This window comes from Amycolatopsis sp. NPDC057786, from assembly GCF_042797905.1.
Taxonomy (GTDB): domain Bacteria; phylum Actinomycetota; class Actinomycetes; order Mycobacteriales; family Pseudonocardiaceae; genus Amycolatopsis.
Window position 1 is genome coordinate 89,810 of record NZ_JBHVKW010000008.1, and the last position, 26,576, is coordinate 116,385.

Genomic DNA, 26,576 nt, shown 5'->3' on the forward strand with positions numbered 1-26,576 from the left:
AGATACTAGTATCTTAGAAATCCAGTCAAGCTGTTACCGCGGTCCTGCTCCTCGCCGGCCCGCGCTTTCGGAGGAGACAATGATGTCTGACGCCAAGGCGGTCACATGTTGAGGGACGAACTCCGGCAGGTTCTCGAGAAGGGTTTGCACGAAGTAGAGGAAAACTGGACTGTTCCGGCCGCGATCATCAACGATCCCGAGATGCACAATGCCGAGCGTGAGCGCGTTTTCGGCCGTTCGTGGGTTTTCCTTGCCCACGAAAGCGAAATCCCGGAACGCGGCGACTATGTCGTCCGGTACATCTCGGAGGATCAGTTCATCGTCTGCCGCGACGAGGACGGTGAGGTCCGAGGTCATCTCAACAGCTGTCGTCATCGCGGTATGCAGGTGTGTCGCGCCGAGATGGGGAACACGTCGCACTTCCGCTGCCCGTACCACGGCTGGACATACAACAACAAGGGCAGCCTTGTGGGCGTGCCCGCCGGCCGAGAGGCCTACGGCAACAAGCTGGACAAGTCCCTTTGGCATCTGAAGCCGGTTCCGAAACTGGGAACCTACAAGGGTTTGATCTTCGGTTGCCTGGATCCGGAAGCCCAGTCGCTCGAGGACTATCTCGGCGACATGAAGTTCTACCTCGACATCGTGCTGGACCGCAGTGACGCCGGTCTGGAGGTCGTCGGCGCCCCGCAGCGCTGGGTCGTGGACGCGAACTGGAAGCTCGGCGCGGACAATTTCGTCGGCGACGCCTATCACACGATGATGACGCACAGGTCCATGGTGGAACTGGGCCTCGCCCCGCCGGACCCGCAGTTCGCGCTGTACGGCGAGCACGTGCACACCGAGAACGGGCATGGTCTCGGCATCATCGGCCCGCCGCCGGGTATCCCACTGCCGGAATTCCTAGGTATGCCGGAGAATATCGTCGAGGAGTTGCAGCGACGTCTTACGCCGGAACAGGTCGAGGTTTTCCGGCCGGTCGCGTTCATCCACGGCACCGTGTTCCCGAACCTGTCGATCGGCAACTTCCTGATGTCGAAGGACCACGTCTCGCCGCCGACGTCGTTCCTGACGCTGCGACTGTGGCACCCACTCGGCCCGGACAAGATGGAGATCTTGTCCTTCTTCCTCGTCGAAAAGGAAGCACCGGACTGGTACAAGGAAGAGAGTTACCAGGCCTACGTCCGCACTTTCGGCATCTCCGGTGCCTTCGAGCAGGATGACGCCGAGAACTGGCGCAGCATCACGCGGGTTCTGGGTGCTCAGTACGCCAAGACCATGGAGCTGAACTATCAGATGGGCCGCGGCGTCTACGAGCCCGACCCCGACTGGCCCGGTCCCGGCAAGGCGTTCCCGATGGACTACGCCGAGGCCAACCAGCGCAACTTCATGGAGTACTGGATGCAGCTGATGGTCACGGACCCGGCGCCGCACAGCGGTAACGGCAAGGTCGCCGACGGTGCCGCGACCGAGGCGCTCACGCGGGCGGAGGCGTAGGGCCGATGACCATCGCAACGGAGATCACCGACAACACGGTCCGTGAAGTCACCGAGTGGCTTTTCACCGAAGCCGAACTGCTCGACGCGGGCAGGTACCGGGAATGGCTGGAATCGGTAGCCGAGGACCTGTCGTATGTCGTACCGCTGCGCGTCACGCGCGAACGTGAGGCCGAAACGGACATCGTCGAGGGAATGACCCTCATGGACGACGACTGGGACTCGATGGAAATGCGTGTCCTGCGTTTGGAGACCGAGTACGCGTGGGCGGAGGACCCGCCGTCGCGGTCGCGGCATTTCGTCACCAACATCCGGGTCGCCGCCGGCGATTCGGAGGACGAGCTGACGGTCAAGTCGAATCTGCTGCTCTACCGCACCCGCGGTGACGTCCCGACGTTCGACATCCTTTCCGGCGAACGCCACGACGTGCTCCGCCGGGTGACGGGCGGCTACCGGCTCGCCAAGCGGGTGGTCGTGCTCGACCAGACCACGGTCATGACTCACAACCTCGCCCTGATCATGTGATGGAGGCAGTTCGATGACCATCATCCACAACGAGGGCCGGGACCCGATCATCCAGATCGCCAACGAGTTCACGGTGATTCAGGTCAGCTACTCCAGCGCCGGCCAGCGCGAACGCCTTCTGGTCAGTTCACCCCGGCTCGGGTTCCAAACTCTGCTCGACCCCCTGCAGCTGGAAAGCCTCACCTGGCAGACACCGGAAATGTATTCGAAGCTGCTCGACACCCCCTATGGCCCCGGCGTGAAGCTCGACGCGCGCCCGCTGTCGGCCCTGCTCGGAAAGGACTGATTCACTTGGGATTCCTGGACGGCAAAGTGGCGCTGGTCACCGGCGGCGGATCGGGTATCGGCCGTGCCGTGGTCGACCTGTACGTACGGGAGGGCGCCAAGGTCGGGATCCTCGAGATCTCGCCGGAAAAGGCGCGGGATCTGCGGGAGAAACTTCCCCAGGACGCCGTGGTCGTGACGCAGGGCGACGCGACCTCGATGTGGGACAACGAACGCGCCGTCGCGGACGTGAAGCAGGCGTTCGGATCGCTGACCACACTCGTGTGCGCGGTGGGGGTGTTCGACTACTTCACCGAGATTCCGCAGCTGCCGAAGGACAAGATCGGCGAGGCGTTCGACCAGCTCTTCGCCGTCAACGTGAAAAGCAACCTGCTGACTGTGAAGGCAGCACTGGACCAGCTGATCGAGAACCGCGGCCAGATCATCCTCACCATCTCCAACGCCGGGTTCTATCCCGGTGGCGGCGGTCCGCTCTACGTGTCGTCGAAGTTCGCCGTCCGCGGCCTGGTGACCGAGCTGGCATACGAACTTTCGCCGCATGTAAGGGTCAACGGGGTGGCACCCGGAGGCACGATCACGGATCTGCGTGGCATCCCCGCGCTCGCCAGCGAAGGCCAGTCGCTGAAGGACGTCCCGGACATCGAGGGCCTGATCAAGGGGATCAACCCGCTGGGCATCGTCGCCGAGCCGGACGACCACTCCTGGGCTTATGCGTTCCTCGCCGCGAAGGAACGCGCACCCGCTGTCACCGGCACGATCATCCACAGCGACGGCGGACTCGGCGTGCGCGGGATGACGCGCATGGCGGGGCTCGAGCCCTGATCCCGACCACACCAAGCGGGAGACGGCCTCGGAAGCCCCGAGGTTCCGAGGCCGTCTCCTTTCCATCCTGAAAGGAGGCGTCGATGAGGACGCTGGTGGCTACCGAAGAGACCCAGGCCGAACCGGCCACCGCACTGTGGATCTGCGATGTCTGCCAGGACGTGTACGACCCCCGCCTCGGTGACCCCGAAGGGGGCATCAAGCCCGGTACGCCGTTCGACGACATCCCCGAAGACTGGGTCTGCCCGGTGTGCGGGGCGCGCAAGAAGGAGTTCCGGATGCTCGCGCCGGGTGAAGAGTACGACGTCGAGGACGACGCATACGCGGGAGCCCAAGGTTGAACACGCCGGGACGTATCCTCGTCTGTCTCAAGCAGATCCCGGCGCCGGGCCGGGGTGCCTTCGACGAACGCACCAAACGCCTCCGCCGTGACGACGACCAGGCCGTCACCAATCCGCCGGACCTGCATGCCCTGGCTCAGGCGCTGGCCCTGCGGGCGGAGACCGGCTGGGAAGTGGTGGCCGTGACGATGGGGCCGCCGGCTGCCGAGGAGACCCTGCTGGACGCATTGCGCCGGGGTGCCGACCGCGCCGTGCACCTGGTCGACCGGCGCTTCGCCGGCGCGGACACCCTGGCGACGGCCCGCGCGCTCGCCCGCCTCGTGGCGCGGGAGCGCCCGGACCTGGTGCTCACCGGCCGATGGACGCTCGACGGCGGCACCGCGCAGGTCGGCCCTCAGGTCGCCGAGCTGGCCGCCTTGCCGCAGCTGACCCAGGCCACGAACCTGAGGGTCGGCGACGGCGTCCTCTCCGCGGACGTGGAAACCGACGTCGGCCGCGAAGCCTGGACCGTGGCGTTGCCCGCGGTGGTCTCCGTGGGGCGGGGGGCCGAGCCGCCGTCGACGGCGGAGGCCGATCCCTCGGCCGTCGAAATGCTCACCGCCGAGGAACTCGGGGGAGGACCGCGGGACTTCGGCACTCGAGGCTCTCCGACCTTCGTCGCGGAGATCCGGCATGACGCCCGCGAGCGCTCGTCGAAGTATGTCGACGCCGGTTTTGACGCCGCCGATCTGCTGGAGGCCGCTTTCTCGCCGGTCGAGCACGAAGCCGAAGTCGTCGTGCCCACACCGTCGCGCGAGATCTGGGCGGTCGCCGAGCCGCTGCCAGGGGGCGGCCTGCATCCGGCGAGTCTCGAGGCGCTGGCCTGCGCCCGGTCGGTCGCCGGTGACCTGCGTGCCACGATCGTCGCGGTGCTGCCGTGCGACCGGCCGCACGACCTGCCGCGCGTGCTCTATGCGCACGGTGCCGACCGGGTGCTCGTGCTGCGCGGAGCCGAACCGGCGGAGTACCGCACGGACCTGGTCACCGACGCGCTGAGCGCGGCAATCGCCACGCATTCGCCGTTCGCGGTGATCGCGCCGTTCAGCGCCCGGGGACGCGACTACGCCCCGCGTGTCGCCGCGCGCCTCGGCCTCGGTCTGACAGGGGACTTCACCGCGTTGGAGGTCCGCGATGCGGACACCGACGAGCCGGACCTGTTGTGGCTCAAACCGGCGCTGTCCTCAGCTGTGGTCGCGCCGGTGATCGCGCATTCCACACCGTCGATGGGTACGCTGCGGCCCGGTTCGTTCGCGGTGCGAGCCGTTCGTGACCAACGGGAACCGGATGTCGAGTTCGCCACCCGCGCGGGGATCGGCGGCGACCTGTGCACCCCGGTCGAGCGCCGGGTCGAGGTTCCGAACGCCCCACGGCTCGCGGCCGCCCGAATGGTCATCGGCCTCGGGCCAGGCCTCGGCACCGGTGCACGCCGTGTCGCCGAGCGCGTCGCCGCGACTCCGGGGATCGCGCTCGCCGCCACGTCGGCCGCCGTGGCCGCGGGCGATGCGCCCCCGCAGCTCGAGATCGGGCCGCTGGCACGCAGTATCGCTCCCGCCGTCTACCTCGGACTCGGGCGACATGACCTCGGCACACTCCAGGCGGTCAAGGCCGCCGGCCGGATCGTCGTCGTCGACCCGGGCGCCTGGGCCGACGGGTTCTCCGGTCTCGTGGACACCGTCGTCACCGCGAACGTCGAGGGGGTGCTGCTGGACCTGTTGCTGGCGACTTCGAGCGCGGTCGCCAGCTGATGGGCCGGGTGCCGGACACCGTGCCCATCGCCTTACGTGGACGCTAGAATCTCAAGGAGTATTCATGGATACCGCCGCTCCCGCGGTCGGCGTCGACCCTCGGCGGTTCCGCGACGCCATGGGCCGGTTCGCCACCGGCATCACGATCCTCAGCACGCCGACTCCGGCGGGACCCCACTGCATGACCGCGAACGGGTTCATGTCGGTGTCCCTCGAGCCCGCCCTCGTCGTGGTGTCCATCGCCAAACGCGCGAAGATGCACGACTACCTCCTGGCCAGCGGCGTCTACGGCGTCAGTGTCCTCGCCGCGGATCAGGAGCCCATCAGTAAGCACTTCAGTGGTATGCCCGACCCGGACCTGGCGCCACGGTTCGACGACCACGCCGACGTTCCCCTCGTGGCGGGTGCACTGGCACAGGTGGGAGCCGAGATCGTCGACGCGCACCCCGCGGGCGACCACACGTTGTTCGTCGGCGAGGTGCGCCACCTCACCGACAGCGTTGGAGAGCCACTCGTGTTCCACGCCGGCCGTTACCGTCATTTGCTGAGCCCGGCGGCCGACTCGGAGTATTCCGATGCCTGGTCCGGCTTCTGCCTGACCCCGTTCGGCCTCCCTGCCAGCGCCTGAATCCGGAGGTTGTCCCATGCCCGCTCGTCCCTTCCGGCGGCTGCCGTGAGCGCCGCCGTCCGCGAAGCCGCGGATCTGCTGCGGAACGCCGTCGAAACCGGTAAGCCGTGTCCGCCGGTCCGTGACCTGTTCACCTTCGGCGACATCGAAGCCGCCTACTCGGTGCAAAGGCTGAACACCGAGCGCGCGATGGCCGGAGGGCGACGCCTCGCCGGCCGCAAGATCGGCTTGACCTCGCCGGCCGTCCAGCGCCAGCTCGGTGTCGCGCAGCCCGATTTCGGGGCACTGTTCACTGACATGGCGGTGGCCGACGGCGGGATGGTGCCCGCCCGGCGGCTGATTCAGCCGAAGATCGAGGCCGAGGTCGCACTCGTCCTGGCCGACGACCTTCCGGGCCCGGACTGCACCGTGGCAGAACTCGTGCGTGCCACCGGGTTCGCCGTCGCCGCGCTGGAAATCGTGGACAGCCGGATCAGCGACTGGGACATCTCCATCGTCGACACCGTCGCGGACAACGCGTCGTCCGGCCTGTTCGTGTTGGGCGGTACTCGAGTGCCGCTCGACCGAGTGGACCTGCGGACAGTACGGATGACCTTGTCCCGCCACGACACGGTGGTCTCGGAAGGCAGCGGCGCGGACTGCCTCGGCAGCCCCCTCGAATCGGCGCTCTGGCTGGCCTCCACGCTCGCCCGCCGAGGAGACCCGCTACGGGCGGGGGACGTCGTGTTGACCGGCGCGCTCGGGCCGATGGTCATCGCCGCGCCGGGCGACTTCTTCCAGGCCGAAATCTCCGGACTCGGTTCGGTACGGGTCGGCTTTGCCATAGAAGGCGAATCTCCGTGAGCGGAGCGAAAGTCGCTGTCATCGGGTCGGGGTGAGAGCGGCGCCGGTTTCGTTCCCGCGGTTCCCGCTCACGCCGGATCGGATGCCCAAGCGAAGAAGAGCTTGATCTCCGCCACGTCTCGAAATGCTCGTTGACCGGCTCGGCCGTCCAGTCGCACAGCACTTTCAGGCCGGTTACGGTGATCGAGCACGTCTTGTGCCGACGTCCGGAGTCCTCCTTGTCGAGATCGAGGAGGCAGGCTTCCTCGAGCCGTTTGGGCTCCGAGTGCAACTGCGCGTGTGGAAGGTCCAGAAGTAACCCACTGATCGGCCGGTCGCGCGTTTGAGGTCGTAGGACGTGGAAGCCCCGCGTACTACGCACGATGTCGTGGACAACCGGACCGCTTCCGATGGGGTCGACAAGTTCGACGACGACCATCACCCCGCCTACACGATGGGCCGGGGCGCGAAAATGTGGGGCGCTACCCCAACTTCCTGCGCAGCCTCGACGAAGCCGGGCTGAGTGTGCCGCCGCAGACCTCGCGGCACATTCAAGCCGGCACCGGGGATGATGAAATGCTGCATGCCCCGTAGGCCGTCACGGCCCCCGGGTTCGTTGCACCCTCCGCCGGGGCGAACCGAGACGTTTCGTCACCGCGAGCAGCCAAGTTCGCCTGTCATCGGTCACTGTCGGTGTGGCCGGGAAGCTTCGGGCGCGCTGGTTTCTTCGTGGAGGGGCATCCGGACTGTCTCCTCTCAGACGGCCGGCGGCGACTCGACCGGAGGCCTAATGGCTTCTCGCTGACGCCCTTGACCCGGCGGCGCCTGTCGTCTTCTTCGTCCGGACGGAAAGCTGCCTCCGAGTGAGCTCCTGGCCGGTCTGGACTGCTTGTCGCACCGCGATTCCGACGGCCACGCACGCCAGGAGTGTCGGTAGCGGCGGTAGGTGGTGCAGCAGGGCCGGGAACACCGTGTAGTGGGTGAGGTAGATGTAGAGCGACGCGTCGGCGATCAGGCCGGCGGGCGCGATGAGCGCTTTCGGTAGCGCGACCCGCGGTATCGCGAGGAGCAGGAGCAGGCCGGCGATGATGATCGCTTCCCGGCCGAAGTCACCGAATTGTCCCGGGACCAACGCGACGATCGCGGCGACGACGAGCGCCTTGTGGGCCGGCGTCGAAGCTCGTTGCAGCAGCCAGCCGAGGGCGAAGAACCAGGCGGTGCCGGGCAGGCTGAACGCGAGATCGGTGAACGAACCGGTGCGGGTCGTGCCGAGGCCGATCAGCAGGGCGAGGGCGAGAGCCGCCGCCGCGGTGGCGAAATCGTGACGGCGTTCGAATCGGCGGATGGCGGGGACGGCGAAGACGGCGGCGAGGGCCAGCAGGAGCAATACCAGGACTTCGACGTACCAATAACCGATCGCGGCGTCTCGGTGCACGAGGTTGTTGACCAGCAGCACGTTGGCGATTCCGACGGCGTCGCTGGCCGTGGCGCGCCAGCCGATCCAGAGTATCGCTGGTACCGCGATGACGGCAGCGCTGCGCAGGATCCGGCCGCTCGTGCCGTCCGAGGGCGCGAGTGCGAACCGTGCGAACGCCCACCCGGACAGTGCCAGCAGCAGGTGCGCGCCACCGGGGAGGACGAAGAGACCGATGTGCGTGCCGAGCACGAGCAGGATGGCGACCGCGCGAAGGACGATGCCGGTGTCGATATGTGCCAGCCGGTTCGTTCGGACGCGCAACGATTCCAGTTCGCGCACGGACATGGTCGGCCACGTGGACGGGACGCGGTCGAGGATCGCGCCGAGCGCGATCGACATCTTCACGTAGCTGAGGGAGTCTCCGCCCAGACCGACGAAGGTGTCGTCGGCCGTGATCCGGCGGTGGGGCAAGATCTTCCGGAACGCCTTGCGGACGGAGGACGCGGGCTGGTCGTCGGCGACGGCCGGACGGAGCGCGAGGTAATCCGTCTTTCCGGTCGGGAGCCGGGGGATCCGTGCGACGGAGTGCACCCGGACGCCGGTCGCGGGCAGACCGGTCCCGGCGCACACGATCTTGTGGGCGCGGTCGGCGTCCGCGGGGACGTGGACATCGAGGATATCGTCGCCGCCCGTGCAGGCGCCCTCGATTCCGCTGCGCGACAAGAGGAGTTCGATCTCGTCCAGGCAGATTCGCTTGCCGAAGGGTTTCGCGAACCGGCCGCGTCGTCCGACCACCTCGTAGAGCCCGTCGGCGGTTCTGCGGCCGAGGTCTCCGGTAAGGAGCTCGTCGATCGTCCGCCCCAGCGCGAGATCGCCGGTTGTGCGGGCGTATCCCATCATCACGTTCGGGCCCCGGTAGACGAGTTCGCCGACGCCGGAGTCGTCCGGATCGGCGATGGTGAAGCTGCCGCCGTCGATCGGTCTCCCGATCGAACCGGGCCGTGATTCGGCCAGATCCGGGGGCAGATAAGCCATGCGGGCGGTCGCTTCGGTCTGGCCGTACATCACGAACAGGTCCCAGCCGCCGCGTCGTCCCATTCTTGCGTAGCGGCGCACTGTCTCGGGCGCGAGCCGTCCTCCGGCCTGCGTGACGTAGCGCAGGTGCGGCACAGTGTGTTCGTCGAAGCCGACCTGATCCAGCAGCGCGAACGTGTGCGGAACGCCGTGCAGGCTCGTCGCACGCTGCTGCCGCATCGTCTCCCAGAAGCCGGGATCGGTCACCGATCCTTCGGTCAGCAGGAGCGAGGCGCCTGCCGCGAGATTGCTGTTGACGATGGAAAGCCCATAGCAGTAGTGCAACGGCAACGACAACGCGGCGCGGTCGGTAGGCCTGATACCGAGGTAGCCGGCGATCGCGTCGGCATTGGCCTGTACGCCGGCCGCGGCGATCCGGACCAGCTTGGGTGACCCCGTCGAGCCCGATGTGGACAGGAGGAGGGCGAGGTCGGGGTGTAAGACATGCCGGGAACCGTTGCGCCGGAAGCGTTGTTCCGGCATGTCGTGCCCAGAATCGTTCAGCACGACATCGGGGTCATAGTGCGCGAGCAGCGTTTCGGTGTGTTCCCGCGGCGCGTCGCCGGCGGTGATCAGCGCCGCGTGCCCAGCACGCAACGCGGCGAGATAGGCGACCACGGACGCGAGGCTGTTGCGGGCCTCGATCATCACCAGACGGCGGGTGGCGCCGAGTGCTTCGGCGACCTTGTCGACGCGGTGGTCGAGGTCGGGATAGCTGATCGCGCGGCCATCGGGGGTGACGATCGCGGGCCGGTCTCCGTGCCGGGCGAGATCCCGCGCGAAGCGCACCTCACTGTCTACTATGGACGCCGGCTCGGGAAGACTTTTCAGTGTCGGCGCCAAGATCAGCGAATCGTGGGTCATTTCTGTTCGTCCTCGCTCGCGACGGCCACGCGACTGCGCGCGGCCTCGGCGAAGCATAGGCTAACCAAACCGAAGGGTGAAGTAGTCTTCGCCACAGACGATGGTTAGCGGACGGTAAATCCGAAATGGATTCATTTCGGCCAGACTTTCCTGTTGAAAACCAACGAACTTCTCGGCTTTCAGGATCATTTCTTCGGAGTAACCGGTATCACGCTGCCGATCGGGCCTGGTGTGCTTAAGGTGTCCTAACCAAGCTAAGGCTTACTTTCGGAGGCGTGGTCTTCATGCGGTTCACCAGGCGTTCGGCGCTGGCGGTTGTCGGCGTTGTCGTTTCGCTCGCGGCGGGCGCGTGCGGCGCCGGGGCCGATGACGCGGCCGGCGGGGGTTCGCTGACGCTGTACAACGCGCAGCACGAGGATCTGGTGAAGACGCTGGTGGACGGGTTCACCCGCGAGACCGGGATCAAGGTCGACATCCGCAACGGCAAGGACTTCGAGCTGGCGAACCAGCTGGTGCAGGAAGGCGCGGCGAGTCCGGCGGACGTCTTCGTCACGGAGAACTCTCCCGCGATGAGCCTGGTGGACGGCAAGGGGCTGTTCGCCAAGATCGACGACCCGACGCTAGGCCAGGTGCCTGCCGATTTCATTCCCTCGAGCCGGAACTGGATCGGCTTCGCCGCCCGATCGACGGTGCTGGCGTACAACGCGAAGAAACTCACCGCCGAGCAGCTGCCCGCGTCGCTGATGGAGCTGGCCCAACCCCGGTGGAAGGACAAGATCGGGTTCGCCGCGGCGGGCGCGGACTTCCAGGCCATCGTCAGCGCCGTCCTGGCGGTCAAGGGCGAGGAAGTGACGCGGCAATGGCTGTCCGGCCTGAAGGCGAACGGCAAGGTCTACCCTGGGAACATCGCGGTGATGAAGGCGGTCAACTCCGGCGAGCTCGAAGCCGGCGTGATCTACCACTACTACTGGTACAAGGACCGGGCGGCGTCCGGACCGAACAGCGCGGACACCGAGCTGAAGTTCTTCGGTGGCAAGGATCCCGGCGGTTTTCTGAGCATCTCCGGCGCGGGTGTGCTCAAGGGGGCCAAGCACGCCGCCGAAGCGCAGCGGTTCGTCGCGTACCTGACCGCCCGCTCCGGCCAGCAGATCCTGGCCGACAGCAAGGCGCTGGAGTACGCGGTCGGCAAGGACGTGACGCCGAACCCGAAGCTGAAGCCGTTGACCGAGCTGGATCCGCCGTCGGTCGACCCGGCGAAGCTGAACGGCCCCAAGGTCGTCGAACTGATGCAGCAAGCGGGCCTGATCTGAGTGTCCGCACCGCGCTCCACAGGGGTATGCCGCCGGCGTCCTGCCGCCGGGCTGGTCGTGGCCGCCGTCGGGGTGGCCCTGCTCGCCCTGGTCCCGCTCGGATTCGTGGTGTGGTCCACAGTGGACGCTGGATGGGGTGAAGTACGCCGGCTGGTGCTGCGCGGGCGGACCCTGGAACTGCTGTGGAACACGGTGCGCCTCACCGGCGGAGCCGTCCTCCTGAGCGCGGTACTGGGTACCGGAGCGGCGTGGCTGGTCGAACGCTCGACGCTGCCGGGCCGCCGCTTGTGGACGGTATTGATGGCGGCGCCGCTGGCGGTCCCGGCGTTCGTGAACAGCTACGGGTGGGTGTCGCTGATGCCCGCGGCGAGCGGATACGGCGGCGCGCTGGTCATCGTGACCCTTTCGTACTTCCCGTTCGTCTACCTGTCGGTCGCCGCGGCGCTGCGCGGACTGGATCCGGCGCTGGAGGAAACGGCCTACAGCCTGGGGGACGGGCCATTCCGGACCTTCCGGCGCGTGGTGCTGACACAGTTGCGTCCCGCACTCGCCGGCGGGTGCCTCCTGGTCGCACTGCACCTGCTCGCGGAGTTCGGTGCCCTGCAGCTGCTGCGGTTCCCGACGTTCACGACCGCGATCTACGACCAGTACCAGTCGTCCTTCAGCGGACCGGCCGCGAACATGCTCGCCGCCGTACTCGTGCTGTGCTGTCTGCTGTTGCTGCTGGGGGACTCGCGGCTGCGGGGCAACGCCCGGTTCGCCAGGGTCGGTTCGGGCGTCGCGCGTCCGCCGGCCCGGGTGCGGCTGGGCGCGTGGACGGTGCCCGCCCTCGTCGCGCTGGGCACGCTCGCGGTGCTGGCACTGGGCGTACCGCTCGGCAGCTTGACGTACTGGCTGGTGACCGGGACATCGTCCGGCGTTACGGTGGATCTCCTGCTGGAGACCACCGGGACGTCGCTCGGCCTCGGCGCCCTCGCGGCCCTTTGCGCGGTGATCGCGGCCGTCCCGGTGACCTGGCTGGCCGAACGCCACCGCGGGAGGCTGGCCACCCTGCTCGAACGCAGCACGTACTTCGGGAACGCGCTGCCCGGCATCGTCGTGGCACTCGCCCTGGTCACGCTGGGAATCCGGGTGGTGCCGATGTGGTACCAGACCATCGTCCTGCTGGTCGCCGCCTACGTGATCCTCTTCCTGCCCAGGGCCGTGGTGAACGTGCGCGCCGCTTTCGCCCAGGCACCGCCGGTGCTCGAAGATGTCGCCCACAGCCAGGGACTGGGCAGGCTGCCCACACTGCTGCGGGTCACCCTCCCGCTGGCCGCTCCCGGGCTCGGCGCCGCCGGGGCGCTGGTGTTCATCGCGGTCGTGACCGAGCTGACCGCGACGCTGCTGCTCTCCCCGATCGGCACGCGGACCCTGGCGACCCAGTTCTGGGCCGACAGCGACAGCGCCGCCTACGCGGCGGCGGCACCCTACGCCCTGGTGATGGTGCTGCTCTCCGCGCCCGCGACCTACCTGCTGACCCGCGACATCCGGAGGAGTTCCGCGCCATGACCTCACTCACGGTGTCCGGGCTGACCAAGGCGTTCGGGGCCGCACGCGTGCTCGACGGGATCGATCTGCACGTCCCCGCGCACGGCATCACCGCCGTGCTGGGGCCTTCCGGCTGCGGCAAGACCACGCTGTTGCGGACGGTCGCCGGGTTCACCGACCCGGACGGCGGCACGATCGCGTTCGGCACCGCCGTCGTGGCCGGTGGTGGACGTCCGGTGCCGCCGCAGCGCCGGCGTGTCGGCTTCGTGCCCCAGGAAGGCGCGCTGTTCCCGCACCTAACGGTGTCCGCGAACATCGTCTTCGGACTGCCGCGGGCCGCCCGGCGGGACGGCGCACGGCTGCGGGAGCTGCTCGACTTGGTCGATCTGGACGCCGCCGTGGCCCGCCGCTACCCGCATGAGCTGTCCGGCGGCCAGCAGCAGCGCGTCGCGCTCGCCCGCGCGCTGGCTCCGTCCCCGGCGGTCGTCCTGCTCGACGAACCGTTCTCGTCGCTCGACGCGGGCCTCCGTGAAGGCACCGGCCGCGCGGTCGCGGCCGCCCTGCGCGCCACCGGAGCGACCGCCGTCCTGGTCACTCACGACCAGGGGGAGGCGTTGTCGCTGGCCGACCAGGTCGCGGTGATGCGGGCCGGGCGGCTCGTCCAGCTGGACACGCCATCCGCGGTCTACCGCACACCGCGAGACTCCGGCGTCGCCCGCTTCGTCGGCGACGCCGTCCTGCTCCCGGCCGAGGTCCGCGACGGCCGGGCGAGCTGCGCGCTCGGCTCTGTGGCCGTACGGGACGCCCGCCCCGGACGAGCGCAACTGCTCGTACGGCCCGAGCAAATCCTGCTCAGCGGGCCGTCGTCGGCAGACGGGGTCCCCGTCGTGGTCGAAGACATCAGCTTCTACGGGCACGACGCATCGGTTCGCCTCCGCGTGGCGCCCGACGGGCCGCGCATCACCGCCCGCGTCGCCGGCGACACCCTGCCGGAACCGGGTGCCCAGCTGATAGCCGGCGTCGCTGGCGACTGCCTGGCTTACCCCGTCGAGGACTGAGTCAGCGCGCCCGGAGAGGCTCGCCGTGGTCAACTCCACGGTCACTGGGCGGCCGTCCGGCCGGGTGTGATCGGTCGCACTTGCCGGCGCGGTCCATTCCGGTGACCACGGTCCGACTCGCCTCAGTGCGCGACTCCGGCGTGGGCGCGCAGAGGGCGTTGACGCAGGCAGTGGAGTTATGCGGGCCGCCATTCGATGGCTTTCGGCATGACGATCTTCCGTTTTCCTTGCCCCGCAAGGAGATTCTTGCCGAATCGGGGAACACGGAAACGGTTGCGGCAACTCGATGGCGGCTGCGATCGTCGGGTTCGTTCCGAAGGGGAGTAGCCCGCAAGTCCACTGTCGACACGCTGAGAACTGGTTGTTCTCCGGCAGCGGCACTTCCGGCCGAGGTCGGCGTAACGCGCGTCGCGCTCGTCGCTCGGCTCGTAGAAGGTGTTCTCGCCGACGCTCACCGGCGATCGGTGAACCGGTCGCCGGGCGGGTACCGGCGGTGTTGAACTTCGACACCTCGACCCTCGTTTTCGTTCGAGGGGAGCTTCGGCTCCGGATGCGGCCCGAGAAAAAGTCGGTGACGGTGACGTAAATGACCTGGTGAAAGAGGAAGTAGCCGCTACCTGCGCACCGGGAGTGCTCGCCCAAGCTAACAGAGCGCACGTGCCCACGTCATCGGAATTACCGGGTCTCAGAAGCGGGGAAGCTCCAGCAGGTTGTTCTTCCAGATCCCGTCCGCGCGCGTGCGGAGGAACTCCGGGCCGAAGGTCGGCTTGATGATCTCCACGGCCACCCGGCGGATGCCCTCGTCCACATAGGCTTTCCCGTCGTCGTCCTCGATCCACGCCACGATCGCCGAAACGAAGCTCTCCCCGGTCTCGCCGCTGCCGGGGTTGACCCACCGCAGTTTCGTGATGTTCTCGTGGAACTTCCCACCTTCGAGCCGCGTCGCGATGATCTTGATGGCCATGGTGCTACCTCTTCGGCTGGGTGCCCTCGATGCGAACGGGGGTAATGCGGTACTCGTCCCCTGTCGGCACCTTGTTACGCCGTGCTCCGAACGTTACGAGCTCGATTGTTCTGAGTCAGATGACGCAGACCGTGCGTGTTCCGCCATGTCAAGGTCCTCGCGCCGGCGGGAACACCGGCCGGCGGAGAGGGGAACGGACATGTGCGCTGCCCACAGACTCGCCAGGAACGCGGGAATCGCCCTGGCCGCGACGGTACTGGCCGGTTGCGCTCCCGATCCGGCGCCGTCCGCCTCGGTCGCCTGGATGAACGGATTCTGCGGCGCGGTCAAGGATTTCATCGAAGGCCACAACAGGATGCCGTCGGCGAGTGGTGAGACCGTGGAGGCCATCAAGAAGAGTACGAGTGACCAGCTCGGGCATTACGCGGCGATTCTGGCCAAGACGGCCGACGGCCTCGGCGCGTTGCCCGCCGCGCCGGTGCCCGCGGGAGACGCGGCGAAGCAGGATTTCCTTGCGAAGTACACCTCGGCGCGCGACAGGACCGTGAAAGCGAAGGCGGACCTGGACGCGGCCGGAAAGAACGACACCGCCGCGCAAGGCCGTGCGGTCGACGGGCTCATCGCCGCCCAGAAGGACACGCACGGCGCGCTCGACCCGGTCGCGGCGATCCTGGGGGCTCCCGAGCTGAAGACGGCCGCGGCGACCGCGGAACGCTGCCGCCCGTGAACCCGGTCTAGCCGACGCCGCGTAACCGGGCGGCCTCGTGCTCGGCGGACGGCGGCGCGGTGACGATCACCTGGTCGAGAGTGCTGCGGGCGGTGGTCAGTTCGGCGATCGCGGCCTTGAGCCTCGTGCGTTCTCGGGGCAGTCGGCGATGAGCCGCCCGCCCGCGGAACCCATACAGGGCAGCAGTTCGGCGATCGTGGTGGTGGGCAGTCCCGCCGGCCGACGGCCGGATGCCTGACCGGCTCAGTTGCCGAGCGAGCCGATGTTCTCGTTCGCGTGCGCGATGCCGTACTCCTCGGCGCTGGCTTCCTTGATGACCTTGCCGTCGACCTCGATGGTGACCTTGATCGAGCCCTTGCCGCTGCCCTGCGCCAGGATGCTGACCATCTGCAGAGCCTCACCGGCAGGCAGCTTGATCGTCTTCTCCCACGGGAGCTTGACGTTGGCTTCCTGGTTGCTGGTGGTCATCCCGTCGGTCGTGTAGGTGATGTTGCCCGCCTTGGCCCCACCGGTCCCGGTCACCCGGTAGACCACCGTGCGCTCGGTGGCCTGCTGTTCGGCGGGCTGTTCCGGCACGGAAGTTCCCGCTTCGTTGCCCGGCGGGACACCGGGCGCGGAAATCGGCGCCGCCGGAAGCGAATTCGCCGCGTCGACGACGGCCTTGCTGAACACGACCGTCCAGAGAATGCAGATGACCAAGCCCACCGCGGACAGAATGATGCCGGTGAGAGCGAGGCCCTTGTTGGTCGCGACGCCGCTTTTCGCGCGAGAAAAACCGATTCCGGCGAGGATGAGCCCGACGATGACGAGCGGCCAGGCGATGACGCCGACGAACGGGATCGGGGAGAACAACAGGCCGACGAGGCCGAGAACGAACCCCGCGGTGCCCAATCCGTTACGTGGAGGCGTGGCGACGGGAGGTGCCTGATAGGGGGTACGGCGAGGGAGTGGTCACGATGATCCTTTCGCATGTCTTCGCGTGGAGATCGGCGTGACGTATTCCCGCGTTACGTTCCGGCGTTCGCGATTTTCGCGCGAATCGGAACGGCCGGATGTTACGAAAACAGCGTAACGATCAGGTATCCGTGAGGATTTTCCGTAATCGCGTCAAAGCCCGGTGCTGCGCCACTCGCACGGCTCCGGCCGTCGAGCCGACCACACCGGCGGTCTCCTCCGCGGACAGGCCGACGACGATCCGCAACACGACGATCTCCCGCTGTTTGTCCGGCAGGATCCGCAGCAGTTCGCCCATCCGGTCGCTCAGTTCGTTGTGCAGCGCCTGTTGTTCCGGGCCGGCGGATTCCGAGACCCCGTCGGGGACTTCGGCGACGGGTTCGGTGCGGTTGCGGGCGGCGGCGCGGCGGGCGTCGGCGACCTTGTGGTGGGCGATGCCGTAGACGAACGCGAGGAACGGCCGCCCCCGTTCGCGATAGGTCGGCAGCGCGCGGAGGATCGCCACGCAGACCTCCTGCGCGACGTCGTCGGCCGAGGCGTAGGTCCGTTCCTGTCTGCCGATCCGCGACCGGCAGTACCGGATCACGAGCGGGCGGATGGTGGTCAGCAGCTGGTTCAGGGCCCGCCGGTCACCTCGTCCGGCGGCCGCGACGGGTTCGTCGAGGGTGTACCAGCGCGACGGCGTCACCTGTTCGGGTTCCGACTCCGCCGGGGCGCCCGGCGCCACCAGCGCGAGTTCCCTGATCATCGCGCGGTTCTTGATCCGGTACAGCGTGTCGTCGACGTCGAGACCCATCCTCAGTGCGTCGATGAAGGCGCTGTTGGCGCTGTCCAGGTGATCGACGAAGCCGGAGTCGTGCTCCGCCAGACGGTCACGCGCGTGGCGAAGGGTCGTGCCGACCGCCTCGTCCGAGATGCCGAGGACACCGGCGATCTCCTGCGACGAGTAGCCGTCCAGCGCCCACGCCATGCCGAGTTGCTGACGTTTCGGCAGCTTCCCCAGCATCGTCAGGACGGACGACGCCTCGTCGGCGAGGATGGTGAGTTTGTCCTCCCGGCCGGCGTCGTCGAAGGCCCAGTCGGACCGGACCGCTGTCTGTTCCTTCGCCCGCCGGTGCCCGACCCGGCGGATCCAGGCCTTCGGCTGGCTGATGCCAGGCCAGCCCTCGTAGGCGTTGAGCATCGCCTCCGCCGCCGCGTCCCGCGCCGGGTCCAGCGCGAAGCCCGCCTTGCAAAGAAAGCCGGTGAGCAGCGGAAATTCGGCGTGGAAGAACTCGTCGAACCCGTCGTGGCCCATCACCCGCACTCACCGCTCTCAGCCGCCTGACGCGAATGCCCTCACAGGACAGGTGCAGTGAGCGGGCCGCTGAGTGTAACGATTGGGTCAAGGTCGGCGCCGGGGAGAAGTCGTTTGACGAGGAAGGGAAAATCGGGAAAAAGGAGGTGATAGGAAAATGGAAACGAGGATGGCGGGTGACCTGGGTGAGGCCGCTTGCCGCGGTGAGGATCCCGAACTGTTCTTCCCGGTCACCGAAACCGGTCCCGGCGCGCGGCAGGCGGCCAGGGCGAAGGCCGTCTGCGCACGGTGCCCGGTCATTTCGGCCTGCCTGGCCCACGCCGTGGAAAACGGGTTGGCCCATGGAATTTTCGGCGGGCTGACCGGTAGTGAGCGGCGCCAGGTGATTCGCGTCGGCTCTGCCGCCTGAATGTGTTCGATCGTGTTATCGAATTTCCACGTGTTCTTCGTGCGCGCGAAAAAAGAGGGGTCCGGTTCCGTGAACCGGGCCCCTCTGTCGTGGCGGTCAGGCGGCGGCGGTCTCCTCGGCCAGCCGCTCGTTGCCCGACTGGGTCTTGAGCGGCTTGTGCTTGAGGAAGGCGACGGCGACGATGACCAGCAGCGCGATCGGCGCGCTGATCAGGAACAGCTCGCTGGTCGCCTCCCCGTAGGCCTCGCGGACGGCGTTCGCGAACGGTTCGGGCAGCGTGGCGATGTTCGGCACCGCGCCGCCTTCTCCGCCGCCGGGCAGCGGCCCGAGCTTCTCGCTCATCAGCGCGAGGACCCGGTTCGCGAGCACCGCGCCCAGCGCGCTCACCCCGATGGAGCCGCCGAGGCTGCGGAAGAACGACAGCGTGGAGGTCGCCGTGCCGAGGTCGTGCGCGTCGACGTCGTTCTGGGACACCAGGACCAGGTTCTGCATCAGCATGCCGACACCCACGCCCAGCAGCACCATGTACGCGCCCAGGACGACGAGGTTCGTCTTCGCGTCGATGGTGCCCAGCAAGCCAAGGCCCGCGGTCATCAGCGCCGCGCCGAGCAGCAGGTGGCTCTTCCACTTGCCGGTCCGGCTGATCAGCTGGCCGGAGACGGTGGAGGACACGAGGATGCCGAAGATCATCGGCAGGCTCAGCAATCCGGCCACCGTCGGCGACTTGCCGAGCGACAGCTGGAAGTACTGCGACAGGAACACCGTGCCGCCGAACATCGCGACACCGACGAGGAAACTCGCCAGGGTGGTCAGGGCGACCGTGTGGTTGCGGAACAGGCCCAGCGGCAGGATCGGCTCGGTCACCTTCGACTCGACGTAGACCGCGAGGGCGAGGATGACCACGCCGGCGGTCACCAGGCCGACCGTCCACCAGGAGCCCCACGCGAACTGGTGCCCGGCCAGCGACGACCAGACCAGCAGCGTCGAAACGCCCGCCATGATCAGGAACGCGCCGAGGTAGTCGACCTTCACGTCACGTTTGATCGTCGGCAGCTTCAAGGTGCGCTGCAGCAGCAGGATCGCCGCGACCGCGAACGGGACACCGAGGAAGAAGCACCAGCGCCAGCCCAGCCACGAGGTGTCCACCATGACGCCGCCGATCAGCGGGCCCGCGATGGTCCCGACGGCGAACACGGCACCGAAGATGCCCGAGTACTTCCCGAGTTCCCGCGGGGAGACGATGGCGGCCATGATCACCTGCGCGAGCGCGGTGAGCCCGCCCGCGCCGATGCCCTGCGCGACCCGGCTGCCGATCAGGACCTCGATGTTGCCCGCGAACCCGGCGACCAGCGAACCGACCACGAACAGGCCCAGCGAGAGCTGGATCAGCAGTTTCTTGTTGTACAGGTCGGAAAGTTTGCCCCAGAGCGGAACCGTCGCGGTCATCGCGAGCAGTTCGGTGGTGACCACCCAGGTGTAGGAGGCCTGCGAGCCGCCGAGTTCGGAGACGATCCGCGGCAACGCGTTCGCGACCACCGTCGAGGCGAGGATGGCGACGAACATGCCCATCATCAGCCCCGACATCGCTTCGAGGACCTGTTTGCGGTCCATCGAGCCCGCCGGGGCCTCCGGTTCCCGTGGTTCGGTCATGGATACGGACATGGTCGTCCCCCTTCGTGTTCCGTGGTGCCGGCGCGTCAGCGCGCGCGGCCGCCGGGCTCCGGGAGCCCGGCGAGAAGCGTTTCGACGGCGTCGTCCAGCAGGTCGAGCGCGGACACCCGGCCGTCGTGCTGGTACCAGTGCATGAGCACGGCGTTCACCGCGCCGCCGAGCGTGGACAGCAGCAGCGCCGGGTACAGATCGGTCTTGGGATCCGCGCCGGTGCGGCGCGCGATCGCCTCGATCAGCGGCGCGATGTTGTCGTGGTTCGTGGCCACCGCACGCGAATGCAGGGTGGCGTTCTCCTGAATGGCCTTCATGCGGCCGAGCCACTCTTCGCGGTTCTCGTCGACCTGGGCGAAGTCTTCCTTCAACGCGTCGACGAAAGCGCGTGGAGTGCTGACTTCCTCCGGTGTGGCAAGGAACTTGTCGATGGTGCGCTGGGTCCGCTCGGTGGTGTCGGCGTGCGCGATGACGACAGCGTCCTCTTTGGACGCGAAGTAGTTGAAGAAGGTGCGCGGTGAAACCCCCGCCGCCGCGCTGATGTCCTCGACCGTCACCTGGTCGAGACCGCGTTCGGCGACGAGCCGGACGGCGGTGGTCGCCAGCGCGCGGTGGGTTTCCAGCCGCTTGCGCTCGCGGAGACCTTTGACGGGTTCGGGCATGAGCACCACGATACGCCCAAAGATGCAGATGCTGCAAAATTGCAGTCTGTGAAGCGTGCCACTGGTGTACGGCACCGGGTCGCCTGGCAGACTGCGGCGGGTGAGCGGAACGGTGCTGGTACTGGGCGGACGCAGCGAGATCGGCCTCGCGGTCGCGGAACGGCTCGCCAAGAGCGGGGCGCGCCGGATCGTGCTGGCCGCGCGAAGGAGCGGGGACCTCGGCGCGGAGTCCCGGCGGCTACTGGCCGCGGGGGCGGAAACCGTCGAAGCCGTCGAGTTCGACGCCGACGACCTCGCCGGACACGGCCCGTTCCTGGAGAAGGTCGTCTCGGAACACGGGCCGCTCGACGTCGTCGTCACCGCTTTCGGGATCCTCGGCGACCAGGCGCGCGCGGAAGCGGACGCCGCCCACGCCGTCGCGATCGTGCACACGGACTATGTGGCTCATGTGAGTGTGCTGACGCACGTGGCCAATGTGCTTCGTGAGCAAGGAAACGGAAGCCTCGTGGTGTTCTCGTCGGTCGCCGGGGTGCGGGTCCGGCGCGCGAACTACGTCTACGGCTCGGCGAAAGCGGGCCTAGACGGTTTCGCGAGCGGCCTGGCCGACGCGCTGCCCGGCACCGGCGTGCATCTTCTCCTCGTCCGGCCAGGGTTCGTCATCGGGCGGATGACCGAGGGAATGTCGCCCGCCCCGTTCTCCAGCACCCCGGACCAGGTCGCCGACGCGACCGTCGCCGCGCTTCGGAAGCGGCAGGGAACCGTGTGGGTGCCGGGACTTCTGAGGCTGGTGTTCTCGGTGATGCGCGTGGTGCCACGCGCGGTCTGGCGCCGGATGCCCCGGTAGGGGAGCGCTACGCGGTCGATCCGGTACGCGGTGTCGCGGCCGGTTGTCTCCTTGATCACTCGGGCTGGTCCGAACGGGCTTTAAGACCCGGTTATGACACGTTTCTCAGGTAATTCCCAGCTAACGCGGTGATCCTCGATCGCGGGGGATCATCCACGGAAGCGGGGAGAAGTCGTGCTGCTCACGTCGCGAGGACGGCGGATCGGCGGCCGCGTCGCACTGGGCCTGGTGTCGACGGCCGTACTGGGTGTCACGGGTTTCGCGTGGACCCAGTTGAGCCGTTTGGACCAAGCGATCGTCACGGCCGACGTCATCGCGCCCTCCGCCCAGATGCCGGCGGGCCCGGCCGGCGAACCGCTGAAGGTGGCGCAGAACATCCTTCTCGTCGGAATCGACTCCCGCACCGACGCGAACGGGAACCCGTTGCCCCAGAACGTCCTCGACGCGTTGCACGCCGGCGACAGCGACGACGGCGGTGACACCACCGACACCATGATCGTCGTCCACATCCCGGCGGGCGGAGCGGGCGCGACGGCCATCTCGATCCCGCGCGATTCCTATGTGGACATCGCGGGCGGGTTCGGCAAACACAAGATCAATTCGGCATACAGCCGTGGCAAGAACGCCGCCTTGAGCTCGCTGCGTGCGCAAGGTCTCTCCGGCGCGCAGCTCGAGGTCAAGGCCAACGAGGCGGGCGCCAAACTGACGATCCGGACGATCGAGCAGTTCACGGGGCTGTCGATCAACCACTACGCGGCGGTGAACCTCGCCGGGTTCTCCGCGCTGAGCGAGGCCGTCGGCGGGGTCGAGGTCTGCCTCAACGAACCGGTGCGGGACAAGTTCTCCGGGGCATCGTTCCCGGCGGGCAAACAGCTGCTCTCCGGGCCGCAGGCGCTCGCTTTCGTGCGGCAGCGCCACGGGCTGCCCAGCGACCTCGACCGCATCGCGCGGCAGCAGGCGTTCCTTTCGAGCATGGCCAAGACCGTCCTCGACGCCGGGACGTTCACCGACCCCAGCAGGCTGAGCGCGCTGGTCGGCGCGGTCCAGGGTTCGGTCGTGCTCGACCGCGGCTGGGACGTCCTCAGCTTCGCGCAGCAGCTGCGGGGGATGAGTTCCGGCGCGCTGAAGTTCCAGACGATCCCGGTGCAGAGCCTCTCCCTGCCGACGCCGTCGGACGGCGACGCGGTGAAGGTGGATCCGGCCGAGGTGCAGGCGTTCGTGAAGGCCGCGCTGAACTCGACGAGCGTCGCCGCGGTGGGGGAGCCGACCGGCGGGATCGGGATCAAGCCGGTCGCGGCCACGTCTTCGGTCGCCGCGCCGCCTTCGTCTTCTGTTGCCTCCGCGCCGCCTGCGATGGCGGGCTGTGTGAACTGAGCGTTCAGAGATCGAGCACGAGCTTGCCGCCGGTCGCTCGTGAGACGCACGGGTAGATCACGTCGGTGCGGTCTCGCTCATGGGGTGGCAGCACGTCGTCGCGATGGTCAGGGACGCCGGCCAGCACCGGCGTGCGGCAGCTTCCGCACACCCCTTCCGCGCAGGATGCGGGCACGGCGGGGTTGACTGCGTGGATGGCAGTCAGCAGAGTTCCGTTCGCGGGCACCCGCACGGTCCGCCCGCTGCGTCGCAATTCCGCGTCGAACGGGCGATTTTCCCTCGTTGGGGTCGTGACGGTGAATTTCTCGACGTGAAGTGTCCCTTGTGGACATTCCTTCGGCATTACCTCGGTCATCGCTTCGACCAGTTCCGCGGGGCCGCAACAGTAGATCGCGGCTCCTGCGGGCAGCCCTCGCACCAGTTCGGCGAGATCCGGACGCTGACAGGTGTCGGCGGGGTACAACGAGACCCGGGCGGGATGAGCCGCCGCGAGCTGTTCGGCGTAGGCCATGTGGTCGAGCGATCGTCCTCGGTAGATCAGCCGCCACGGCGATCCGGCCTCGGTGAGGCGGGGAAGCATCGGCAGGAAGGGAGTGATCCCGATGCCACCGGCGACCAACAGGTACGCCGGAGCGTCGACGATCGGGAAGTGGTTGCGGGGCCCGCGGATCGCTACCTGGGTGCCGGTCCGAAGGGCGTGTACTTCACCGGAACCGCCGCGGCCCGCGGCATCGCGCAGCACGGTGAGCCGGTAGCCGCGCTGGTCGGCGGGATCGCCGCACAATGAATACTGACGGACCAATCCCGACGGCAGGATCAGGTCGACGTGCGCACCGGGATCCCAAGCCGGCAGGTCATGGTCGCCCACGGGCGCCAGGGTCAATGCGACGGTGCCGTCCGCGACCTGGCGCCGGTCGGCGACGGTGACCGCGACGGTGGGCGCTGAAACGCGGTCACGACCCCATCTGGTCCGGCCCCACGGTTTCAGAACGGACAGGATGACGGCGACCCACAGCGAGAGCGCGAAGCCGCCGACGGTGATCACGAGCGCGACACCGAGCGCACCCGGCCGGGCCGCCGGGTCCTCGGTACGCGCGACCAGTTCGGTGACCCACCTGCTTTCCACCGCGGCCGCGGCCGGGATACTCAGGGAGATCAGGAATTTCGCCAGTACCCAACGGTGTTTGACCAACCCCCAAGGTGTGCCGAGCGAGAGCACGAGGCCGGTGATGATCGTCAGAACCACACTGGGGATCACGATCACGAGATCGAAGATATGGAAGATCTCGTAGGCGCTGTGCCGCGCGACGTGGGTTCCGGCCAGTAGCCCGATGAGCGCGAGTGTGAGCATTCCCAGCGAAAGACCCAGCCAGCCCACGCTGACACCGATGTGCAGGACGAGCCAGATCTTCCTGGACCGCGGCGACAGCCTCGGGAACTTGGGCCGTAGCCCGATCAGTATCACCACCGACAGCACCATCCCGAGGTTCGGCACCGGGTTCGGGAAGGAGAAGAGAAACTGCAGCGGCACGAACGCCAGGTGGAAGCCGATGAGCAGTCTTCGTGCGCGTTCTCATCGCCGACGACGAGTGGATGGTGCGTTCGATGCTGCGCACGATCATGGAGTCCGCCGACGACATCATCGTCACCGGCGAGGCGTCCGATGGCGCGGAAGCGGTGAAGTTGACCCGATCCACCCGGCCCGACGTGGTCCTGCTGGACATCAGGATGCCCCGTGTCGACGGTCTTGACGCCGCTCGCCGACTTCAGGGGCTGGCCGATCCGCCGAAGGTCGTTGTCCTGACCACCTTCGACCTCGACGAGTACGTCGAAACCGCGCTGCGCGCCGGAGCTGTCGGCTTCCTCCTCAAGGACGCCACCGCGGTCGACATGCTCGCCGCGGTCCGGGCCGCCGCTCGCGGTGACGCGATGCTCTCCCCCAAGATCACCCGCCGTCTGCTCACCCGGTTCACTGCTGGCGAGCCTGCCGCCGGGCTGCGGGCCGACGCCGAACGACGGCTCGAAGTCATGACCGGCAAAGAACGCGAGGTGCTCGTCGCGGTCGCCCGCAGTCTGTCCAATATGGACATCGCCGCCGAATTCCATCTCAGTGAAGCCACGGTGAAGACCCACGTCAGCCGTATCCTCGCCAAGCTCGGGTGTACCAATCGCGTCCAGGTCGCCCTGCTGGCACACCGAGCCGCCTTGCTTGACTAGGCCTTGTCCTGTGAGCCGGCAAAGCCAGAAGGATGGCGGCGATGACCGTGGTGCCCACCTCGCCGTCGGACTGTCCTGACGTCTGGCCCGTGGGCATGCCGAAGGGCCCGTCGCCGGTGTGTTGGCTGGCGGGCTCTTCGGTGGTCAGCGGTGGTGGAGGGTGTTGCGACGGGGTTGTCGGAGCGGGTCTCGGTATTGGGGTGGGATGAATTCCGGTAGCCCGTCGGTGGCCATGCGGACTTCCCAGTCGCCGTGGTGGATCAGCCGGTGGTGGAATCCGCAGAGCAGCACGAGATTCCGGAGATCCGTCGGCCCGCCGTCTGACCAGTGCACGATGTGGTGAGCGTGGCAATTCTTCGGTTTGCGATGGCAGCCGGGGAACGCGCAGCCACCGTCGCGGATGTTCAACGCCCGGCGTTGGCCTGGGGTGACGAACCGCCGCAGGCGCCCCACGTCGAGGGGCTCTCCGGCGGCGCTCAGCACGACCGGCAACATCAGGCAATCGCAGGCCGCCAGCCGCGCTTCCCGAGCGGTCATCGTCCCGACGAAGTCCAGGCACGCGGTCCCGAGACCCGACTTGAGTTCGTCGAGTCCGATGGTGACGTTCACCAAGGTGCGGTAGCCGCTGGTGCCCGGCTGATCAGGGCACGCGATCGCCAGATCGAGGATGTCGACCCAGGCATCACCCATGCGCTCGCACTTCATCCGCAGATCGGCTTGCCCGAACTCGTCGACGGGCCGCGGCTGGGCGTAGGCCTCCAGCGCGGCGGCGGTGCGGGCCCCGGTCTCGTCATCGAGCAACCCGGTCAGCTTCCAGAATCCGTCTTTGCGGCGCTCCAGGGTGATTTCCCGGCGCGGCTCTTTGGGTTCCGGGTCTTTCGGCTCGTTGCCGTCCGGGTCCAGCAACCCGAGCAGGTTCGCCTCAGCCTCCGCCAGCTGCCGGGGACCGGCGTCGCGGGCGAGGGTGGCGAGGATCTTCTCCGCACTGGACCGGTCTTCGTCGGGGAGTTTCTTCAAGATCTCCAGGATCTGATCGATCCGCTCGTCCCCGACCAGGCCTTCGGCGGCGACCGCGGCGGTGGCGGGTGCGACAGGCGGGACTTCGGTGCCATCCAAGGCACGGGTGTGGTTCAACGCGATCGCCCGGTTCACCACCGGTCCTGCTTCACCGCGCGACAACCCCGCCACATCCGCGAACCACGCGGCCGTAGACCCGTAGCCGTACAAGTCCTTGACGCCCCGAGACTCGATCTCCGCCAAGTACCGCCCCAAACTGGCAGTGGCCATCCGAATCACCCGCAGAGACTGCTGCACACCATGCGCAAGCTCCAGCTTGCCAGCACGCCACAACTCCTGCGGCAACTCGGGAAGGAAGGTCTCGGACACCACTCCATAATACCCCAAACTAATCGAACACGTGTTCGTAATTTTAAGCGACAAGCGAAAAGCAGAACAACACCGAAGGGTGAATCGGACGCGATATGACCATTACCCTAAAGTAATCATCGCGAGG

General features: G+C 67.7%; 25 protein-coding genes. 16 read left to right on the forward strand and 9 right to left on the reverse strand.

The features are described from left to right. Positions 1–33: 33 nt before the first annotated feature. Positions 34–357, reverse strand: coding sequence for a hypothetical protein (locus ACFVM3_RS08210; RefSeq protein WP_378436858.1), 324 nt, complete (start codon positions 355–357; stop codon positions 34–36). Here ACFVM3_RS08210 and ACFVM3_RS08215 point away from each other — a divergent pair. The 8 genes from ACFVM3_RS08215 to ACFVM3_RS08250 all read left to right on the forward strand — a co-directional run bounded on the left by ACFVM3_RS08215 (position 268) and on the right by ACFVM3_RS08250 (position 6,721). After that, the gene (locus ACFVM3_RS08215; protein WP_378436848.1) at positions 268–1,494 is read left to right on the forward strand and encodes an aromatic ring-hydroxylating dioxygenase subunit alpha; all 1,227 of its coding nucleotides are present in this window, start codon (positions 268–270) and stop codon (positions 1,492–1,494) included. The genes ACFVM3_RS08210 and ACFVM3_RS08215 overlap by 90 nt on opposite strands. A gap of 5 nt (positions 1,495–1,499) precedes the next feature. After that, positions 1,500–2,018, forward strand: a complete 519-nt coding sequence (locus ACFVM3_RS08220; RefSeq protein WP_378436770.1) for an aromatic-ring-hydroxylating dioxygenase subunit beta — start codon at positions 1,500–1,502, stop codon at positions 2,016–2,018. Between the two features lie 13 nt (positions 2,019–2,031). Continuing rightward, positions 2,032–2,304 carry a dihydrodiol dehydrogenase gene (locus ACFVM3_RS08225; RefSeq protein WP_378436772.1) on the forward strand — a complete coding sequence of 91 codons (273 nt, stop codon included), beginning with the start codon at positions 2,032–2,034 and terminating at the stop codon, positions 2,302–2,304. Positions 2,305–2,309: 5 nt separating this feature from the next. Beyond that, positions 2,310–3,125: a 3-(cis-5,6-dihydroxycyclohexa-1,3-dien-1-yl)propanoate dehydrogenase gene (gene hcaB / locus ACFVM3_RS08230; protein ID WP_378436773.1), complete on the forward strand. Its 816-nt coding sequence runs from the start codon at positions 2,310–2,312 to the stop codon at positions 3,123–3,125. 83 nt (positions 3,126–3,208) lie between these two features. Then, positions 3,209–3,466, forward strand: coding sequence for a rubredoxin (locus tag ACFVM3_RS08235; protein ID WP_378436775.1), 258 nt, complete (start codon positions 3,209–3,211; stop codon positions 3,464–3,466). Continuing rightward, positions 3,463–5,250 (forward strand): electron transfer flavoprotein, encoded by a 1,788-nt coding sequence (locus tag ACFVM3_RS08240; RefSeq protein ID WP_378436776.1) that lies wholly within the window; start codon positions 3,463–3,465, stop codon positions 5,248–5,250. The genes ACFVM3_RS08235 and ACFVM3_RS08240 overlap by 4 nt, the downstream gene beginning before the upstream one ends. A 64-nt stretch (positions 5,251–5,314) precedes the next feature. Then, complete coding sequence (locus ACFVM3_RS08245) at positions 5,315–5,878, forward strand: flavin reductase family protein (protein WP_378436778.1); 564 nt, start codon at positions 5,315–5,317, stop codon at positions 5,876–5,878. A 45-nt stretch (positions 5,879–5,923) separates the two neighbouring features. Beyond that, complete coding sequence (locus tag ACFVM3_RS08250; RefSeq protein WP_378436780.1) at positions 5,924–6,721, forward strand: 2-keto-4-pentenoate hydratase; 798 nt, start codon at positions 5,924–5,926, stop codon at positions 6,719–6,721. 766 nt (positions 6,722–7,487) lie between these two features. Here the strand turns inward: ACFVM3_RS08250 and ACFVM3_RS08255 are convergent. Continuing rightward, positions 7,488–10,055: an AMP-binding protein gene (locus tag ACFVM3_RS08255; protein WP_378436781.1), complete on the reverse strand. Its 2,568-nt coding sequence runs from the start codon at positions 10,053–10,055 to the stop codon at positions 7,488–7,490. Between the two features lie 284 nt (positions 10,056–10,339). Between ACFVM3_RS08255 and ACFVM3_RS08260 the strand changes: the two genes are divergently transcribed. The 3 genes from ACFVM3_RS08260 to ACFVM3_RS08270 are packed head-to-tail and all read left to right on the forward strand — an operon-like array spanning position 10,340 to position 13,953. Beyond that, positions 10,340–11,365 (forward strand): iron ABC transporter substrate-binding protein, encoded by a 1,026-nt coding sequence (locus tag ACFVM3_RS08260; RefSeq protein ID WP_378436849.1) that lies wholly within the window; start codon positions 10,340–10,342, stop codon positions 11,363–11,365. After that, positions 11,366–12,916 (forward strand): ABC transporter permease, encoded by a 1,551-nt coding sequence (locus ACFVM3_RS08265; protein WP_378436783.1) that lies wholly within the window; start codon positions 11,366–11,368, stop codon positions 12,914–12,916. Next, positions 12,913–13,953, forward strand: a complete 1,041-nt coding sequence (locus ACFVM3_RS08270) for an ABC transporter ATP-binding protein (RefSeq protein WP_378436785.1) — start codon at positions 12,913–12,915, stop codon at positions 13,951–13,953. The genes ACFVM3_RS08265 and ACFVM3_RS08270 overlap by 4 nt, the downstream gene beginning before the upstream one ends. 685 nt (positions 13,954–14,638) lie before the next feature. On the opposite strand, the gene ACFVM3_RS08275 is transcribed toward ACFVM3_RS08270, so the two are convergent. After that, a complete protein-coding gene (locus ACFVM3_RS08275; protein ID WP_378436787.1) occupies positions 14,639–14,917 on the reverse strand; it encodes a DUF3892 domain-containing protein in 279 nt (92 codons plus the stop codon). A 199-nt stretch (positions 14,918–15,116) separates the two neighbouring features. On the opposite strand from ACFVM3_RS08275, the gene ACFVM3_RS08280 reads away from it, so the two are divergent. Next, a complete protein-coding gene (locus ACFVM3_RS08280; protein ID WP_378436788.1) occupies positions 15,117–15,644 on the forward strand; it encodes a hypothetical protein in 528 nt (175 codons plus the stop codon). Positions 15,645–15,887: 243 nt separating this feature from the next. Here ACFVM3_RS08280 and ACFVM3_RS08285 read toward each other — a convergent pair whose 3' ends face one another. Both ACFVM3_RS08285 and shbA read right to left on the reverse strand, forming a co-directional pair. Next, the gene (locus ACFVM3_RS08285) at positions 15,888–16,535 is read right to left on the reverse strand and encodes a DUF4190 domain-containing protein (protein ID WP_378436790.1); all 648 of its coding nucleotides are present in this window, start codon (positions 16,533–16,535) and stop codon (positions 15,888–15,890) included. Positions 16,536–16,719: 184 nt separating this feature from the next. Beyond that, positions 16,720–17,895 carry an RNA polymerase sigma factor ShbA gene (gene shbA / locus ACFVM3_RS08290; protein ID WP_378436851.1) on the reverse strand — a complete coding sequence of 392 codons (1,176 nt, stop codon included), beginning with the start codon at positions 17,893–17,895 and terminating at the stop codon, positions 16,720–16,722. 157 nt (positions 17,896–18,052) lie between these two features. Here shbA and ACFVM3_RS08295 point away from each other — a divergent pair, with 157 nt between their 5' ends. After that, entirely contained in the window at positions 18,053–18,304 is a 252-nt protein-coding gene (locus tag ACFVM3_RS08295) for a WhiB family transcriptional regulator (protein ID WP_378436791.1), read from the forward strand. 96 nt (positions 18,305–18,400) lie between these two features. Here the strand turns inward: ACFVM3_RS08295 and ACFVM3_RS08300 are convergent, their stop codons facing one another. Both ACFVM3_RS08300 and ACFVM3_RS08305 read right to left on the reverse strand, forming a co-directional pair. Further along, positions 18,401–19,966, reverse strand: coding sequence for an MDR family MFS transporter (locus tag ACFVM3_RS08300; protein WP_378436793.1), 1,566 nt, complete (start codon positions 19,964–19,966; stop codon positions 18,401–18,403). Positions 19,967–20,001: 35 nt separating this feature from the next. Further along, entirely contained in the window at positions 20,002–20,628 is a 627-nt protein-coding gene (locus ACFVM3_RS08305) for a TetR/AcrR family transcriptional regulator (RefSeq protein ID WP_378436795.1), read from the reverse strand. A gap of 100 nt (positions 20,629–20,728) precedes the next feature. On the opposite strand from ACFVM3_RS08305, the gene ACFVM3_RS08310 reads away from it, so the two are divergent. Beyond that, positions 20,729–21,472, forward strand: coding sequence for an SDR family NAD(P)-dependent oxidoreductase (locus ACFVM3_RS08310; RefSeq protein ID WP_378436796.1), 744 nt, complete (start codon positions 20,729–20,731; stop codon positions 21,470–21,472). Between the two features lie 174 nt (positions 21,473–21,646). After that, complete coding sequence (locus ACFVM3_RS08315) at positions 21,647–22,846, forward strand: LCP family protein (RefSeq protein WP_378436798.1); 1,200 nt, start codon at positions 21,647–21,649, stop codon at positions 22,844–22,846. A gap of 4 nt (positions 22,847–22,850) precedes the next feature. Here the strand turns inward: ACFVM3_RS08315 and ACFVM3_RS08320 are convergent, their stop codons facing one another. Beyond that, positions 22,851–24,377 (reverse strand): PDR/VanB family oxidoreductase, encoded by a 1,527-nt coding sequence (locus ACFVM3_RS08320; RefSeq protein WP_378436799.1) that lies wholly within the window; start codon positions 24,375–24,377, stop codon positions 22,851–22,853. 32 nt (positions 24,378–24,409) lie between these two features. On the opposite strand from ACFVM3_RS08320, the gene ACFVM3_RS08325 reads away from it, so the two are divergent. Then, positions 24,410–25,063, forward strand: coding sequence for a response regulator (locus tag ACFVM3_RS08325; protein ID WP_378436801.1), 654 nt, complete (start codon positions 24,410–24,412; stop codon positions 25,061–25,063). A gap of 144 nt (positions 25,064–25,207) precedes the next feature. Here ACFVM3_RS08325 and ACFVM3_RS08330 read toward each other — a convergent pair whose 3' ends face one another. Continuing rightward, the gene (locus ACFVM3_RS08330; protein ID WP_378436802.1) at positions 25,208–26,449 is read right to left on the reverse strand and encodes a DUF222 domain-containing protein; all 1,242 of its coding nucleotides are present in this window, start codon (positions 26,447–26,449) and stop codon (positions 25,208–25,210) included. Between the last annotated feature and the right edge of the window lie 127 nt (positions 26,450–26,576).

Excerpts from the sequence above, each read along its gene's own strand:
- ACFVM3_RS08300 (WP_378436793.1), bottom strand. The coding sequence starts at position 19,966 with ATGTCCGTATCCATGACCGAACCACGGGAACCGGAGGCCCCGGCGGGC.
- ACFVM3_RS08235 (WP_378436775.1), top strand. The coding sequence starts at position 3,209 with ATGAGGACGCTGGTGGCTACCGAAGAGACCCAGGCCGAACCGGCCACC.
- ACFVM3_RS08255 (WP_378436781.1), bottom strand. The coding sequence starts at position 10,055 with ATGACCCACGATTCGCTGATCTTGGCGCCGACACTGAAAAGTCTTCCC.
- ACFVM3_RS08245 (WP_378436778.1), top strand. The coding sequence starts at position 5,315 with ATGGATACCGCCGCTCCCGCGGTCGGCGTCGACCCTCGGCGGTTCCGC.
- ACFVM3_RS08225 (WP_378436772.1), top strand. The coding sequence starts at position 2,032 with ATGACCATCATCCACAACGAGGGCCGGGACCCGATCATCCAGATCGCC.
- ACFVM3_RS08280 (WP_378436788.1), top strand. The coding sequence starts at position 15,117 with ATGTGCGCTGCCCACAGACTCGCCAGGAACGCGGGAATCGCCCTGGCC.
- ACFVM3_RS08220 (WP_378436770.1), top strand. The coding sequence starts at position 1,500 with ATGACCATCGCAACGGAGATCACCGACAACACGGTCCGTGAAGTCACC.
- ACFVM3_RS08295 (WP_378436791.1), top strand. The coding sequence starts at position 18,053 with ATGGAAACGAGGATGGCGGGTGACCTGGGTGAGGCCGCTTGCCGCGGT.
- ACFVM3_RS08260 (WP_378436849.1), top strand. The coding sequence starts at position 10,340 with ATGCGGTTCACCAGGCGTTCGGCGCTGGCGGTTGTCGGCGTTGTCGTT.
- ACFVM3_RS08305 (WP_378436795.1), bottom strand. The coding sequence starts at position 20,628 with ATGCCCGAACCCGTCAAAGGTCTCCGCGAGCGCAAGCGGCTGGAAACC.
- ACFVM3_RS08275 (WP_378436787.1), bottom strand. The coding sequence starts at position 14,917 with ATGGCCATCAAGATCATCGCGACGCGGCTCGAAGGTGGGAAGTTCCAC.
- ACFVM3_RS08210 (WP_378436858.1), bottom strand. The coding sequence starts at position 357 with ATGACCTCGGACCTCACCGTCCTCGTCGCGGCAGACGATGAACTGATC.
- ACFVM3_RS08270 (WP_378436785.1), top strand. The coding sequence starts at position 12,913 with ATGACCTCACTCACGGTGTCCGGGCTGACCAAGGCGTTCGGGGCCGCA.
- shbA (WP_378436851.1), bottom strand. The coding sequence starts at position 17,895 with ATGGGCCACGACGGGTTCGACGAGTTCTTCCACGCCGAATTTCCGCTG.